The sequence below is a fragment of the Mesorhizobium sp. P2_E10 genome (assembly GCF_056404235.1).
In genome coordinates this window covers 674,596-687,755 of the sequence record NZ_JBFUEK010000001.1, presented here as the reverse complement: position 1 = coordinate 687,755, position 13,160 = coordinate 674,596, and the positions used below count along the sequence as shown (strand labels likewise).

The following is a 13,160-nucleotide window of genomic DNA, read 5'->3' as shown; positions in this document are numbered from 1 at the left end:
GTCTTGGCCGCGCGCCGCAAAGCCACGACGCAAATCTCGCGCCTCGCACGCCGCGCCGGCGGCACCGCGGCGGCCAACCGCATGGTGCCGGAGGAGACGCCGGTGGCGTTCTCCTTTGCCGGCACCACACATGCGGTGATGATGGCGAGCCCCGCGGATTTCGAGGATTTTGCGCTCGGCTTCTCGCTGACCGAAGGCATTATCGCAGCGCCGGAAGAAATCGAGGCCATCGAGGTCGAGGATCATGGCGCCGGCATCGACATCCAGATTCGGCTCAAGGATCAGGCCAACACGCGCTTCGAGGCGCGGCGCAGGAGGCTGGCCGGACCGGTCGGCTGCGGCCTGTGCGGCATTGAATCGATCGAGGAGGCGATGCGCTCGGTCGATGCGGTCGGTGCGTCGAGACTTACGCTTGAGGCCGACGACATCGTTCGCTCGGTCAAGCTCTTGTCGAAGGTGCAGCCGCTGCACGCCGAGACCGGCGCGGTGCACGCCGCCGGCTTTTACATTCCCGGCAAGGGCATCGTCATGGCGCGCGAGGATGTCGGGCGTCACAATGCGCTGGACAAACTGGCCGGCGCGCTGGCCAAGGTCGGCATAGACGGCGCATCGGGTGCCGTCGTCGTCACGTCACGCGTTTCAGTCGAGATGGTGCAGAAGACGGCGGCGATCGGCTCTGCCTTCATCATCGCTGTCTCGGCGCCTACAGCCCTCGCCATTCGTACGGCCGAAGGCGCCGGCATGACGCTGGTGGCGCTGGTGCGCGGCGACGATTTCGATATTTTCACCCACCCCGACCGGGTGGTCTCCGGAGTTACACAGCATGTCGCATGACGAAGAGCACATCATGAGCACCAGCGAGAAGCTGGTGATCATGGCCAACCAGATCGCAGCCTTCTTCCACTCCAAGCCGCGCGAGGAAGGCATCGCCGGCATCGCCGAGCACATCAACAAGTTCTGGGAGCCGAGAATGCGGCGGCAACTGTTCGAGATGCTGAACAGTGGTGGTGAGGGCTTCAACGAACTGGTCGTGGCTGCTTCCGCCAAGATCAAGCGGCCCAAGACGCCAGAACAGGCCGATACGAGTATCGGTTACACTGGGCGCGAGCCCGCGCAGGCCGAGAGCGTCGCCCCGCAGAAATAGACCGACAACCGCCCTCCCGGTCGCCAAAGGTCGTATATTTCAGTCCCCTGAAGTTTGGCTGCCGCAAGCGGCGCGCCTCTGCTATGGTCGGCGATCAGAACGTCTGGCCGGGTGGAATGCACTCGTGAGGCCGATCGAGACCCGATACGCCCTGAGCGGCGATGTGCGGATCGCCTATCAGGTGATCGGCCAAGGCTCGTTCGATCTGGTGTTCGTGCCGGGTTTCATTTCCAATCTGGATCTGCACTGGGAAGACGAAGGCTATACCAGGCTGTTGAGGCGGCTATCGGCCTTCTCACGGCTGATCCTGTTCGACAAGCGCGGCACCGGCCTTTCCGACCGCGTCGATACCCATCATTTGCCCAGTCTCGAAACCCGCATGGACGATGTGCGCGCGGTGATGGATGCCGCCGGCAGCGGCCGGGCGGCGCTGCTTGGCGCTTCGGAAGGCGCGCCGATGGCGATGCTGTTCGCCGCCACCTATCCGCAGCGGACGCGGGCGCTGGCGCTTTACGGCGGCTATGCGCATTTCCACAAATGGGTGATGTCGCCGGAGCGCCTCGACGCTTTCATCGAGACAGCCGAGACCGCATGGGGCACCGGCGCCACGCTGCCGCATTTCGCTCCTGGCCGGGTCGACGATCCGCGTTTCGCCTTGTGGTGGGGGCGGTTCGAGCGGCTGTCTGCAAGCCCGACCGCGGCAGCCGCGCTGGCGCGCATGAATGCCGGGATCGACGTGCGCGGGATACTTTCGGCGATCAGCGCGCCGACCTTGCTGATCCATCGCCGCAACGATGCGCGGGTCGACCCCGATGCCAGCCGCTTCCTGGCCAAGAAAATCGCGAATGCGCAGCTGGTCGAGGTGCCCGGACGCGACCATCCGATCTGGACCGGCGATGTCGACCGGGTGGCCGACCTGATCGAGGAGTTCCTGACCGGCGCGCGCGCCGTGGCGGAGGTGGAACGCGTGCTTGCCACACTTGTGGCGACACGCATCTACGATACGGCGCGGATCGGCGACCGCATGTGGAGCGAACGCAGCCAGCGCTTCCAGGAAAGCTGGCGGCTGCTGGTTGGGCGCCATGGCGGCCGCTCGGCAGGCACGCAGGGCGAAATGATGATTTCGCGCTTCGACGGCCCGGCCCGCGCCATTCGCTGCGCGGCCGCACTGCGCGACGCGGCACAGGAAATCGGCATCGCCAGCGGGCAAGGCGTGCATGTCGGCGAGGTCGAATTGCGCGGGCCGCCGGTCGGGCTGACAGCCCGCGTGACGATGCAGCTTGCCGCCCATGCCGGACGCGGCGACATCCTCGCGTCGCGGCTGGTTGCCGATCTCGCAGCCGGCTCGGGCCTGCATTTCGCAGACGCCGGGCGCATCACGCTGGACGAACAGGACGAACCGTTGGCGCTGGTCCGAGCGACGTCCGAACAGCATCTGGAACCGGCTTGCCGCCCCAAGCCCAAACCGGCCGAACCGGCCGCGCTGACGGCGCGGGAAAGCGAGGTGGTGAGCCTGATCGCCGACGGCAAGAGCAATGCAGCGATCGCCGCCGAGCTCAGGCTCAGCGAACACACGGTCAAGCGTCACGTCGCCAACATACTGCTCAAACTGGATCTGCCGTCGCGAGCAGCCGCGGCGGCGTTTTCAGCCAGGCACACTGGCCCGGACGGGCCATAGGAGCCATGGCGCTTTCGGGCGAAGCGGCCAAGGTAGCGTAAGCGCTATCAATTCTTCCCATGCAGGCCAGGCGGATGTCGCCAGGAAAGGCGCTGCGAACGGAGGAGGAAATGTTGAAGTCGAACCGGACACTCATATCGCTGGCAATGGCGGCGAGCGTCGGCGCGCTCTTTGCCATGGCACCTGCCAAGGCGGAGGACGCTTCGGCGACGGCCGCCTACAAGGACATTCAGGCCACGCTCGGCTCGGTGCCGGATATGTTCAACACCTTGCCGGACGTCGCGGTCGCCGGCGCCTGGGCTGAGATCAAGGGCGTGCAGCTCAATCCGAACACGGCGCTCGACGGGAAGACCAAGGAACTGATGGGCCTCGCCGTCGCCTCGCAGATCCCGTGCCAGTACTGCATCTATTTCCACACGCAGGCAGCCAAGCTCAACGGCGCCAGCGACGAGGAGATCAAGGAAGCCGTGGCAATGGCGGCGATCGTTCGCCACTGGTCGACGATGCTCAATGGCAGCCAGGTCGACCTCGCTACCTTCAAGAAGCAGACCGACGATGTGTTCGCGGCCGTCAAGGCCAAGTCGCAGTGAAGAAACCTCTGCCCGTCGATGAGCGCCGGGCAGCGCTTCTGATGATCAACCGCCCGATCGGGAAGACGGGCACATGGAGGATAAAATGCTGACGAAGACTCAAGTCGTGGACGGCGCGGCGATCAAGGAAGGCCGTGATGGAAAGCTGCTGTCAAGCTTCTATACCGATGACGCGCTGGTGCGCGTGTTCGACCGCAACAACCCGCCGAGCAAGCCGCGTGAAATCCGCGGGCGGGCGGCGATCAGCACGTTCTGGGATGACATCTGCAGCCGGGCGATGACCCACAAGGTCGACACCACCATCGCCGATGGCAACAACCTCGCCTTCACCCAGGCCTGCTCCTATCCGGACGGCACCAAGGTGTTCTGCGCGGCGATGCTGGAATTGAAGAACGGGCTGATCGCACGGCAGACCGTCGTGCAGGCCTGGGACGAGTAGGTCAACCGCGTAGATCAACGGCGGATTGCGCCGCAAACCCGGAGGAGAAGAAGATGTTCAGCGCCAGATGGCAGATCGACGCCAAGTTCGGGCACAAGCAGACCGTGCTTGAGCTGTTGAAGAAATGGGAACGCGAGATCGGCTCGCAGGTCGGCATCGCCGACCTGAAGTTCCAGATCATGACCGGATCGATCGGCGCGCGGGAAGCGACGGTCGAGTCGCATCACGAGGTCGAAAGCCTGGCCCAGCTGGAGGCGTTCTTCGCCAAGATCGGCAAGATCGACGCGCACGCCAAATGGGGCAAGGAGATCGAGCCTTATGTGGTCTCGGGCACCAGCCTGTGGAACATCTATCGCATCGTCGAGTAGCAGCTCCACAGGTGCCGCAACTTTCGGCCGTCAGCTTCGACGGCCGAAGCTTGTCCGCGGCCCCGCGTAGCGCTCTTGCCTGGCCTGTTCGGCGGCCGCCATGCGCCCCGCCGGAGCGCCCTGGCCGGGCATGGCGCCCTGTCTGGCCAAGGCCGCTGCTATCATGGCATCGGCCTTGCGGGCGCGTTCGGCGTCGCCGGCTGCATCGTCGGCAAAGTTCGCGGTCGTTGCGCTGACTCGCGCTGGCCTGCTGCCACGGAAAGCGATGAACAGCAACAGCGCGCCGAGCAGCCCGGCGCCGATGACTATCGTGAGACGCGTGCCGGTCATGCCGGTGGGCTCGATCTGGGTCGGTTTGGCAGGGTTCTGGACGACGGTGAGCGTGTCGCCTACCTGCGGTTCACGGTCGCCGTTCTTGTTCAGATCCATCGTCGCTTCGACGGCATCGGCGCCGGTGCCGACGCGCAAGGTGCCGGTGAATTTCTGGCTCACCTTCCACTCTTTGTCCGCGTGGACTGTCTTGAACGCATCAACCAACTCGCATGGGATCGTCGCGGTGCTCACGGTCTTGTAGACGATCCTGTGCGCGGTCGATTCCATGTTGCATTCGACGTTGACCGCCAGGATTTCGGCCGGCGCCTGCGGCCAGCCGCTTTTCTTGATGACGTCATTGCCGCCGAAGACGGCGATCAGCACGCAGAAGCCGCCGATTAGTGTCAACTTGATCTTGGCCGTATTCATGCGCGAACCCCCTCGCCGCCGGTTTGCCGACACGAAGGCTGCTCGCCCAGGTTGAATATTCAGTAAATTGTGATCTGCTGCGGGGCCGCGAAAGTTGAATTCGCTTAGCGGATCGATAACCGCAAGACGAATACTTTAACGATAGCCTCCGCGCCATGTCTTTGCTTCGATCGCCGCCCGGCCCTTCGAAGAGACAATCTCCAACGCCTCCCCGCGCTTCGCTATGGCTCCGGGCGTTCGTCGCTCGAAAAGCCCATTTGAGGGCTTTTCGTCCGCTGCGCGGACCGCTCCTCACCCATGCGCAACCATCACGTGGCGCACGGCGGTGTAATCCTCCAGCGCATAGAGCGACATGTCCTTGCCGTAGCCGGACTGTTTTAGCCCGCCATGCGGCATCTCGTTGGTCAGCATGAAGTGGGTGTTGATCCAGGTGCAGCCGTACTGAAGACGTGCGGCGGTCGCCATAGCGCGCGAGACATCCTTGGTCCACACCGACGATGCCAGGCCGTAGTCGCTGTCATTGGCCCAGTTGACCGCCTCGTCGACTTCGGTGAAACGGGTGACCGAGACGACCGGCCCGAACACCTCGCGGCGAACGATCTCGTCTTCCTGCAGCGCGCCAGCAACGACAGTCGGCTGGTAGTAGAAGCCGGAGCCCTCGCCCGGCTTGCCGCCGGTGGTGATCTCGATGTGCTTGAGCTCCGAAGCACGCTCGACGAAGCTCGAGACGCGGTCGCGCTGGCGACGCGAGATCAACGGTCCGATCTCGTTCTCGGTGTCGTCGGGGCGGTTGTACTTGATGGTCGAGACGGCCGAAGAGAGGTCGGCGACCAGCTTGTCGTAGATCTTCTTGCCGGCATAGATGCGGCAGGCGGCGGTGCAGTCCTGGCCGGCATTGTAGTAGCCGAAGGCGCGCAGGCCGTTGACCACGGCGCCGAGGTCGGCGTCGTCGAAGACGATGACTGGCGCCTTGCCGCCGAGTTCCAGATGCGTACGCTTGACCGACTTGGCGGCGGCCTGCAGCACCTTTTTGCCGGTGGCGACATCACCGGTGATCGAGATCATGTTGACCTTGGGGTGGTTGATCAGCGTGTTGCCGACGCTGTCGCCGCGGCCAAGCACGACATTGACGACGCCTTCCGGCAGGATTTCGGCCAGGATCTTCGCCAGCTTCAGCGCCGTCAGCGGCGTCTGCTCCGACGGCTTGAAGACGACGGTGTTGCCGCCGGCAATCGCCGGCGCCAGCTTCCACGCCATCATCATCAGCGGATAGTTCCACGGCGCGATGGAGGCGACGATGCCGATGGCATCGCGGCGGACCATCGAGGTGTGACCCGGAATATACTCGCCGGCGACCACGCCCGGCATGGAGCGCACTGCGCCGGCAAAGAAGCGATAGCAGTCGACGATCGCCGGAATCTCGTCATTGAGCACGGCATTGATCGGCTTGCCGCAGTTGAGCGCCTCGAGTGCCGCGAACTCCTTCGCGTCGGCCTCGATGCGATCGGCGATTTTCAGGAGATAGCCGGAGCGCTGTGCCGGCGTGGTGCGCGACCACAAGACGAACGCTCGTTCGGCGGCAGTGACCGCCGCCTCGATCTGCGCCTGGTTGGCTTCAGGCAGGTTGAGAATGGTCGCCCCGGTCTTTGGGTTGAGGATCGGCTCCTCGGTCTCGGTGCCCTTCTCGAAGGTCGAGCCGATCAGCATGTGGGTGTCCATGTCGTTCTCCTTAATCAGGAGCGAGTAGCGAATAGCGAATAGCGAATAGGGTTTGACCGCCGATCTTTCCCTATTCGCTATTGGCTACTCCCTATTCGCTGTTTCATTTTCCACTGCCGGCGATCTGGTCGCCGTCGCGGGTCAGGTAATAGGCAAGCAGGATGGGCAGCAGCGTCACCAGCACGACGACCATGGCCACGACATTGGTGACCGGGCGCTGGCGCGGACGGATCAACTCCTCCAGCATCCAGATAGGCAGCGTCTGCTGTTGGCCGGCGGTGAAAGTGGTGACGATGACCTCGTCGAAGGACAAGGCAAAGGCCAGCATGCCGCCGGCGAGCAGAGCGGTGGCGATGTTGGGCAGCACGACATGGCGAAACGTCTGAAATCCGTCGGCGCCGAGATCCATCGAGGCCTCGATCATCGAGCCGGAGGTGCGGCGAAAACGGGCGACGGCGTTGTTGTAGACGACGACGACGCAGAAGGTGGCGTGGCCGAGCACGATCGTCCAGAACGAGAATGGGATGTCGGCCAGCGAAAACGCCGAGCGCAACGCGATGCCGGTGATGATGCCGGGCAGCGCGATCGGCAGGATGACCAGCAGCGAGATGGTTTCGCGGCCGAAGAATTTTGTCCTGGAAACCGCGGCCGAGCAGAGCGTGCCGAGGATCAGCGCAATGGCCGTCGAGATCGCCGCGACCCGGACCGACAGCGACAGCGCCTGCCAGACATCGGGCCGGTTCCAGGTGACGGCGAACCACTGCGTGGTCAGGCCCGGCGGCGGCCAGACAAAACTCTTTTCCTCGGTGGTGAAGGCGTAGACGAAGATCAGCAGGATCGGCAGATGCAGGAACAGCAGGCCGCAAGCGGCTGATATCTTCAGGCCGAGGGGTGCCGACTGCGAGCCATCAGAGCGCATCGAAGGCCCCCATGCGCTTGGCGCCCCAGAGGTAGAAGCCCATGATGACGATGGGCACCACAGTGAAGGCGGCGGCGAGCGGGATGTTGCCGGCGGTGCCTTGCTGCGAATAGACGGCCTGGCCGATGAACAGCCGCGACGTCCCGATGATCTGTGGGATGATGTAGTCGCCGAGCGTCAGCGAGAAGGTGAAGATCGAGCCGGCGACGATGCCCGGCAACGCCAGCGGGAACAGCACGTTGCGAAAGGTCTGCCCGGGCGAGGCGCCGAGATCGGAGGAGGCTTCGACCAGATTGCCGGGCACACGCTCGAGTGCTGCCTGCACCGGCAGGATCATGAACGGCAGCCAGACATAGACAAAGACGATGAAGGTGCCGGTGGCGGAGACCGAGAGCGAATTGCCGCCGACGACCGGCAGCGACAGCCAGCCATCGAGCAGCCACAAAAGATGCAACTTGGCGAGCAGCCAGGTCAGGATGCCTTCCTTGGCGAGGATCAGCTTCCAGGCATAGATCTTGACCAGGTAGCTCGACCACAACGGCAGCATGATGCCGAGATAGAGCAGCGCCTTCCAGCGGCCGCGCGCATAACGCGCCGCGTAGTAGGCGATGGGGAAAGCGACCATGGCCGAAGCAACCGTGACCAGAGCCGCCATCGTCACGGTGCGCAGGATGATGTCGAGATTGGCGGCCTGGAACAGGTCGCCATAGGTTTTCAGCGTGAACTCGCGATTGATGAGGCCGGAGAACTCGTCGATCGAGAAAAAACTCTGTGCCAGCAGCGCAAACAGCGAGCCGATATAGACGATGCCGAGCCACAGCACCGGCGGCAGCAGCATGAGTAACAGCAGGACCTTTGGCTTGCGCCAGAACAGGTCCGACAATGCGCCGCGCAGGCCACCGCTTCCCGGCAGGATCGCGGGAGCATCGGCGCGCGGCATGGCGGCGTCGAGGCTCATGCCGGCTCGTCCATGATGTGCAAATGCTCGCGGTTGAAGGTGAGCACCACCGCCTCGCCTTCTGCCGGCAAGGCGGTGCCTGCCGGCACTATGGCATGCAGCTTCAGCCCGTCGGCAGCGAGCGCCAGTTTGGTCGTGGCGCCGAGATAGTTGGTGGAGACGAGGCGAGCGGCAACACCGTCGCCTTTCGCGGCACGGCCGACGCGAATGGATTCAGGACGCAGGCTGCCCCAGCGATGCTGACCGGCATAGCGCTGCACGAAATCCGGCGGCAAGACATTGGAGGAGCCGACGAAATCGGCGACGAAGCGGGTTTTCGGGCGCTGATAGATGTCCTCCGGCGTGCCGATCTGCATGATCTTGCCGTCGTTGAAGACAGCGACGCGGTCGGCCATCGACAGCGCCTCGCCCTGGTCATGGGTGACGAAGATGAAGGTGATGCCGAGCGCCTTCTGCAGCGATTTCAGCTCTTCCTGCATGTTCTCGCGCAATTTGAGGTCGAGCGCACCGAGCGGCTCGTCGAGCAACAGCACCTTGGGCTGGTTGACCAGCGCGCGGGCGAGCGCGACGCGCTGGCGCTGGCCGCCGGAAAGCTGGCCGGGGCGGCGGGCGCCATAGCCGGGAAGCCGCACCAGCGACAGTGCCTCTTCCGCCGCCTTCTGTCGTTCCGGCTTGCCGACGCCCTTGACCATCAGCCCGTAGGCGACGTTGTCGAGGACGTTCAGATGCGGGAACAGCGCATAGTCCTGGAACACGGTGTTGACGTTGCGGCGATAGGGCGGGACGCCCTCAGCGCGTTCGCCGAAGATTGAGATCGAGCCCGATGTCGGCTGCTCGAAACCGGCGATCAGGCGCAAGCAGGTCGTCTTGCCGGAGCCCGAGGGTCCGAGCATGGCGAAGAACTCACCCGGCACGATATCGAGGTCGACCGCATCGACGGCGCGCACGCTGCCGAAATGGCGGGAGACCTGTTTGAAGGAAACGGCTGGTGTCATGGGCTGTCAATCTGTTGCCGGTTTAGCTTTGTCGAATCGCTCACGCCTCCCGACCGGGATGACGGATTGGCGCAACATTTCACCTCCCTCAAATGGGGGAGGTTGCGGCGAAGCCGCGGGTGGGGTGATCCGGCATGACCTGCCGAGCAGCCCCCACCTCGCGGACTCCACCCCAACGGTACGCGTCGACCCTCCCCATCAGGGGAGGGCAATGGGCGAAATCAGCGTCCGCCGATGACGCCGATATAATCCGAGACCCAGCGATAGTAGGGCACGCACTGATTGTTCTGGCTGACGCATTTCGACACCGGCGTCTTCCAGAACTTGATCTTGTCGAAATTGTCGTAGCCGTTGGTTTTGCAGCCTTCGTCGGTCAACAGCTCATTGCCCTTGCAGGCGGCAGGCACCACTGGCAGCGAACCGAACCAGGCGGAAACGTCGCCCTGCACCTTTGGCGACAGCGAATGTTCCAGCCACATATAGGCGCAGTTCGGGTTGGCCGCGTCGGCCTCCATCATGGTGGTATCCGCCCAACCGGTGACGCCTTCCTCGGGCACGGTCGAGGCGATCGGCTTCTTGGCGGCAACCAGCGTGTTGACCTGGTAAGGCCATGAACCGGAGGCGACGACGCCTTCGTTCTGGAAATCGTCGACCTGGATGGCGGCGTCATGCCAATAGCGGCCGACCAGCGTGCGCTGGACGCGCAGCAATTCGAGCGCGGCCTTGTACTGGTCTTCGGTCAGTTCGTAAGGGTCCTTGATGCCGAGTTCCGGCTTGTGGAACATCAAATAATTGGCGGCGTCGGCAATATGGATCGCACCGTCATAGGCCTGGACACGGCCCTTGTTCGACTTGCCGTCCGGCAGGTTCATTTCCTCGAAGACGACGTTCCAGCTCTTCGGTGCTTCCTTGAACACGTCGGTGTTGTACATCAGCACATTCGGCCCCCACTGATAGGGAACGCCGTAGTGTACCTTGTCGACCGTGAACCAGGGCGCATCCTTCAGTCGGTCGTCGACCGTCTTCCAGCTCGGGATGAGATCGGTGTTGATCGGCTGGACGCGCTTGCCGGCGACGAGGCGCAGCGACGCATCGCCCGAGGCGGTGACGAGGTCAAAACCACCCTCGTTCATCAGCGAGACCATCTCGTCGGAGGTGTTGGCGGTCTTGACATTGACCTTGCAGCCAGTGTCCTTCTCGAATGAGGAAACCCAGTCATAGCCCTTGTCGGTTTCGCCGCGCTCGATGTAGCCGGGCCAGGCGACAATGTTGACCTGGCCTTCGCCCTTGCCGAGTTCCTTGACCTGGGCGACAGCCTGGCCGGAGAAGGTCAGCGCAACCGTCAATGCAGTGCATGACTTGAGGAATGAATTCATCATCGATCTCCCATTTTGGCGCCTGACCCCGAAGCCGGTTTCGGTCTTCGCTAGGGTCACGCGCGGACTGAAAAAGTCAGCTCGTCCGATGGACGCATGCCGCTCTGACGGCGGTTTTGGTTCCTGACAGACAAAGTGCTGTGAAATTGCCGGTTTCGCAAATTCATTTATCAGAAGGGCGATATCGGTTTTTCCGATAGATCAGCGCCCAACCTTGTCGGGCCGCTGGCGGACCATGCGCTGCGACTGGGCAAGGCCGATGAAGTCGCGCGCCGCCTGCGGCAGACCGGAGCCGCGCCGCCAGACCATGCCGACCTGCACCACCGGCAGGGAGCCGGAAATATCGCGCGATTCGATGCGGTCGCCTTCCAGCGACCATGGCCGGTAGACGAGATCCGGCAGCAGCGCCACGCCGGCGCCGGTGGCGACAAGGCTGCGCACCGCCTCGACCGAACGGGTGCGAAAAGCGACATGCGGCTTGGCGCCGATCGCCGCCAGCAGCTTGCCGGTGTTTTCCTCGATTTCGTCGACGGTCAGCATGATCAGCGGCTCGCCGGCAATGTCGCCGATGCCGATGATGTCGGCGCTGGCCAGCGGATGGCCGAGCGGCAGCCACAGCCGGTAGGCCGAGACTTCGAGGATTTCCGATTGCAGCGCGGTGCGGTCGCGCAGGTTCGAGGTGACCATGACGGCGATGTCGAGCTTGCCGCCGATCAGCAGATGTTCGAGGTAGTCGCCATTGTCCTCGATGGCCGAAACCTCGACGCCCGGATAGGCGCGGCGGTAGCGGGCGAGCAGGTCGGACAGCACATAGCCGGCAACCAGCGAGGTCACGCCGAGCTGCAGCCGACCGCCCGCCACCATCTGGTCGCCGGAGAAGGAGCGGCGCGCATCGGAAACGTCGGCGAGGATCTTGGTCGCGTGGCGCAGGAACTGATGACCCTTGTGGGTTATGTTGAGGCCGCGCGGGTGGCGCTCGAACAGTTCCACGCCGAGATCGCTTTCAAGCTCCTTGATCGCCTCGGTGACCGACGATTGCGAGATCGACAGGTTCTGCGCGGCGCCCGACACCGTGCCCTGCTCGGCGACGGCGATGAAGAACTGCAACTGGCGGATGGTGAAAGCCATGGCCGGACTAAACACGGCTAAGGCGACGCTGGGAAGTGGGGCGATCAGAAGGGCGTCGGCGCCCAATCGCCAACTTTCGCAGATCAGGGGTCGGTTCCGCCACCAGCGATGCTGAGCCGCGCGCCGGCTTGTGCGAGAGCCGCAGCGATGTCGCGCGGCGGCGGCCTGTCGGTCGCGAGTTCGGAAAAGTCGTCGAAGCCGCAAACCTGGACCAGACCCTGGCGGCCGAATTTTGTGTGGTCGGTGACAACCAGCGAGCGCTGGCCGCGCGACAGCACCATACGGGCGAACTCCGCCTCTTCCAGGTCATAGTCCATGACGCCGGTGACGGCATCGACGGCACCTGTGGAAATCACCGCATGGTTGACGGAAAAGCGGCTGACGAATTCGATGGCCGAGACTCCGAAAGCAGCGCCTGAATCGCTGCGCAATTCGCCGCCGGCCATATAGACCTTGTTGCCGTTGACGGTGGCCAGCGTGCGGGCGATGTCGGACGAATTGGTGACGACCGTCAGCCGCCGGTGGCCGAGCAGTTCGCGGGCGAGGAAAGACGTCGTCGTGCCGGTGTCGAGCATGATCGATTCGCCGTCGCGGATGGTGGCGGCGACCATGCGAGCGATCATGCGCTTGGCGTCGGCATTGTCGCGCATGCGCCGCTCGAACGGTGCCTCACCGGCCATCGAGGGCAGGCCGATGGCGCCATGCATCTTCAGGATCGAGCCATCGCCCGTTAGCGGCTTGACGTCGCGGCGCACGGTTTCCAGCGACACACCCAGCCGATCGGCCAGGCTGGCGATGCTGATTGTGCCTTCCTCCTTGAGGAGGCGCAGGATTTCGCCATGCCGCTTCGAATGGATCATTCGGCTTTCCTGGTTTTTGCCCTTTTGACCGATTCTAAGGTAATTCAAACTGTTTTAAAGCAATTGCTTGTGCTTTCGGGCAAAACACCCAAAAAAAGTCACAACTTTTTATTGACAGCCGGCCAACACTGACGTGAGATCAAGGCGTGACAGGCTCGGAACTGCCACGAGAGGGTGATGGCAGAGCCGCAACTTACAGACCAGATCGTCTGGAATGCGCCTGGTGCAAGGATTTTTCAGATCCG

14 protein-coding genes are annotated in these 13,160 nt (G+C 63.5%); 6 read left to right on the top strand and 8 right to left on the bottom strand.

The annotated features are described in order from the left end of the window. Nucleotides 1-3 precede the first annotated feature (3 nt). From fdhD to AC1D0N_RS03350, 6 genes are all read left to right on the top strand, one after another. Nucleotides 4-834: a formate dehydrogenase accessory sulfurtransferase FdhD gene (fdhD, locus tag AC1D0N_RS03375; RefSeq protein WP_477241369.1), complete on the top strand. Its 831-nt coding sequence runs from the start codon at nt 4-6 to the stop codon at nt 832-834. Beyond that, on the top strand, nt 824-1,144 hold the full coding sequence (locus AC1D0N_RS03370; protein ID WP_477241367.1) for a formate dehydrogenase subunit delta: 321 nt from the start codon (nt 824-826) through the stop codon (nt 1,142-1,144). The genes fdhD and AC1D0N_RS03370 overlap by 11 nt, the downstream gene beginning before the upstream one ends. Before the next feature lie 124 nt (nt 1,145-1,268). Further along, nucleotides 1,269-2,822: an alpha/beta fold hydrolase gene (locus AC1D0N_RS03365; protein WP_477241365.1), complete on the top strand. Its 1,554-nt coding sequence runs from the start codon at nt 1,269-1,271 to the stop codon at nt 2,820-2,822. A gap of 110 nt (nt 2,823-2,932) precedes the next feature. After that, entirely contained in the window at nt 2,933-3,412 is a 480-nt protein-coding gene (locus tag AC1D0N_RS03360) for a carboxymuconolactone decarboxylase family protein (protein ID WP_477241363.1), read from the top strand. An 85-nt stretch (nt 3,413-3,497) separates the two neighbouring features. Next, nucleotides 3,498-3,851 carry a nuclear transport factor 2 family protein gene (locus AC1D0N_RS03355; protein ID WP_477241361.1) on the top strand — a complete coding sequence of 118 codons (354 nt, stop codon included), beginning with the start codon at nt 3,498-3,500 and terminating at the stop codon, nt 3,849-3,851. A 53-nt stretch (nt 3,852-3,904) separates the two neighbouring features. Next, a complete protein-coding gene (locus tag AC1D0N_RS03350; protein WP_477241359.1) occupies nt 3,905-4,219 on the top strand; it encodes a hypothetical protein in 315 nt (104 codons plus the stop codon). Nucleotides 4,220-4,249: 30 nt separating this feature from the next. Here AC1D0N_RS03350 and AC1D0N_RS03345 read toward each other — a convergent pair whose 3' ends face one another. The 8 genes from AC1D0N_RS03345 to AC1D0N_RS03310 all read right to left on the bottom strand — a co-directional run bounded on the left by AC1D0N_RS03345 (nt 4,250) and on the right by AC1D0N_RS03310 (nt 12,915). After that, nucleotides 4,250-4,960 carry a hypothetical protein gene (locus AC1D0N_RS03345; RefSeq protein WP_477241357.1) on the bottom strand — a complete coding sequence of 237 codons (711 nt, stop codon included), beginning with the start codon at nt 4,958-4,960 and terminating at the stop codon, nt 4,250-4,252. Nucleotides 4,961-5,251: 291 nt separating this feature from the next. Beyond that, nucleotides 5,252-6,679, bottom strand: coding sequence for a gamma-aminobutyraldehyde dehydrogenase (locus AC1D0N_RS03340; RefSeq protein ID WP_477241355.1), 1,428 nt, complete (start codon nt 6,677-6,679; stop codon nt 5,252-5,254). Nucleotides 6,680-6,782: 103 nt separating this feature from the next. After that, entirely contained in the window at nt 6,783-7,598 is an 816-nt protein-coding gene (locus AC1D0N_RS03335) for an ABC transporter permease (RefSeq protein WP_477241353.1), read from the bottom strand. Beyond that, nucleotides 7,588-8,556 carry an ABC transporter permease gene (locus tag AC1D0N_RS03330; RefSeq protein ID WP_477241351.1) on the bottom strand — a complete coding sequence of 323 codons (969 nt, stop codon included), beginning with the start codon at nt 8,554-8,556 and terminating at the stop codon, nt 7,588-7,590. The genes AC1D0N_RS03335 and AC1D0N_RS03330 overlap by 11 nt, the downstream gene beginning before the upstream one ends. Next, nucleotides 8,553-9,551 (bottom strand): ABC transporter ATP-binding protein, encoded by a 999-nt coding sequence (locus AC1D0N_RS03325; protein ID WP_477241349.1) that lies wholly within the window; start codon nt 9,549-9,551, stop codon nt 8,553-8,555. Before AC1D0N_RS03325 ends, AC1D0N_RS03330 begins: the two co-directional genes overlap by 4 nt. Before the next feature lie 221 nt (nt 9,552-9,772). Then, complete coding sequence (locus AC1D0N_RS03320; protein ID WP_477241347.1) at nt 9,773-10,927, bottom strand: ABC transporter substrate-binding protein; 1,155 nt, start codon at nt 10,925-10,927, stop codon at nt 9,773-9,775. Between the two features lie 201 nt (nt 10,928-11,128). Then, on the bottom strand, nt 11,129-12,055 hold the full coding sequence (locus AC1D0N_RS03315; protein WP_477241345.1) for a LysR family transcriptional regulator: 927 nt from the start codon (nt 12,053-12,055) through the stop codon (nt 11,129-11,131). A gap of 83 nt (nt 12,056-12,138) precedes the next feature. Further along, on the bottom strand, nt 12,139-12,915 hold the full coding sequence (locus tag AC1D0N_RS03310; RefSeq protein WP_477241343.1) for a DeoR/GlpR family DNA-binding transcription regulator: 777 nt from the start codon (nt 12,913-12,915) through the stop codon (nt 12,139-12,141). Nucleotides 12,916-13,160 lie beyond the last annotated feature (245 nt).

Coding starts and splice junctions, on each gene's coding strand:
- AC1D0N_RS03335 (WP_477241353.1), bottom strand. CDS start 7,598: ATGCGCTCTGATGGCTCGCAGTCGGCACCCCTCGGCCTGAAGATATCA.
- AC1D0N_RS03360 (WP_477241363.1), top strand. CDS start 2,933: ATGTTGAAGTCGAACCGGACACTCATATCGCTGGCAATGGCGGCGAGC.
- AC1D0N_RS03325 (WP_477241349.1), bottom strand. CDS start 9,551: ATGACACCAGCCGTTTCCTTCAAACAGGTCTCCCGCCATTTCGGCAGC.
- AC1D0N_RS03315 (WP_477241345.1), bottom strand. CDS start 12,055: ATGGCTTTCACCATCCGCCAGTTGCAGTTCTTCATCGCCGTCGCCGAG.
- AC1D0N_RS03330 (WP_477241351.1), bottom strand. CDS start 8,556: ATGAGCCTCGACGCCGCCATGCCGCGCGCCGATGCTCCCGCGATCCTG.
- AC1D0N_RS03345 (WP_477241357.1), bottom strand. CDS start 4,960: ATGAATACGGCCAAGATCAAGTTGACACTAATCGGCGGCTTCTGCGTG.
- AC1D0N_RS03320 (WP_477241347.1), bottom strand. CDS start 10,927: ATGAATTCATTCCTCAAGTCATGCACTGCATTGACGGTTGCGCTGACC.
- AC1D0N_RS03355 (WP_477241361.1), top strand. CDS start 3,498: ATGCTGACGAAGACTCAAGTCGTGGACGGCGCGGCGATCAAGGAAGGC.
- AC1D0N_RS03340 (WP_477241355.1), bottom strand. CDS start 6,679: ATGGACACCCACATGCTGATCGGCTCGACCTTCGAGAAGGGCACCGAG.
- AC1D0N_RS03370 (WP_477241367.1), top strand. CDS start 824: ATGTCGCATGACGAAGAGCACATCATGAGCACCAGCGAGAAGCTGGTG.
- AC1D0N_RS03350 (WP_477241359.1), top strand. CDS start 3,905: ATGTTCAGCGCCAGATGGCAGATCGACGCCAAGTTCGGGCACAAGCAG.
- AC1D0N_RS03310 (WP_477241343.1), bottom strand. CDS start 12,915: ATGATCCATTCGAAGCGGCATGGCGAAATCCTGCGCCTCCTCAAGGAG.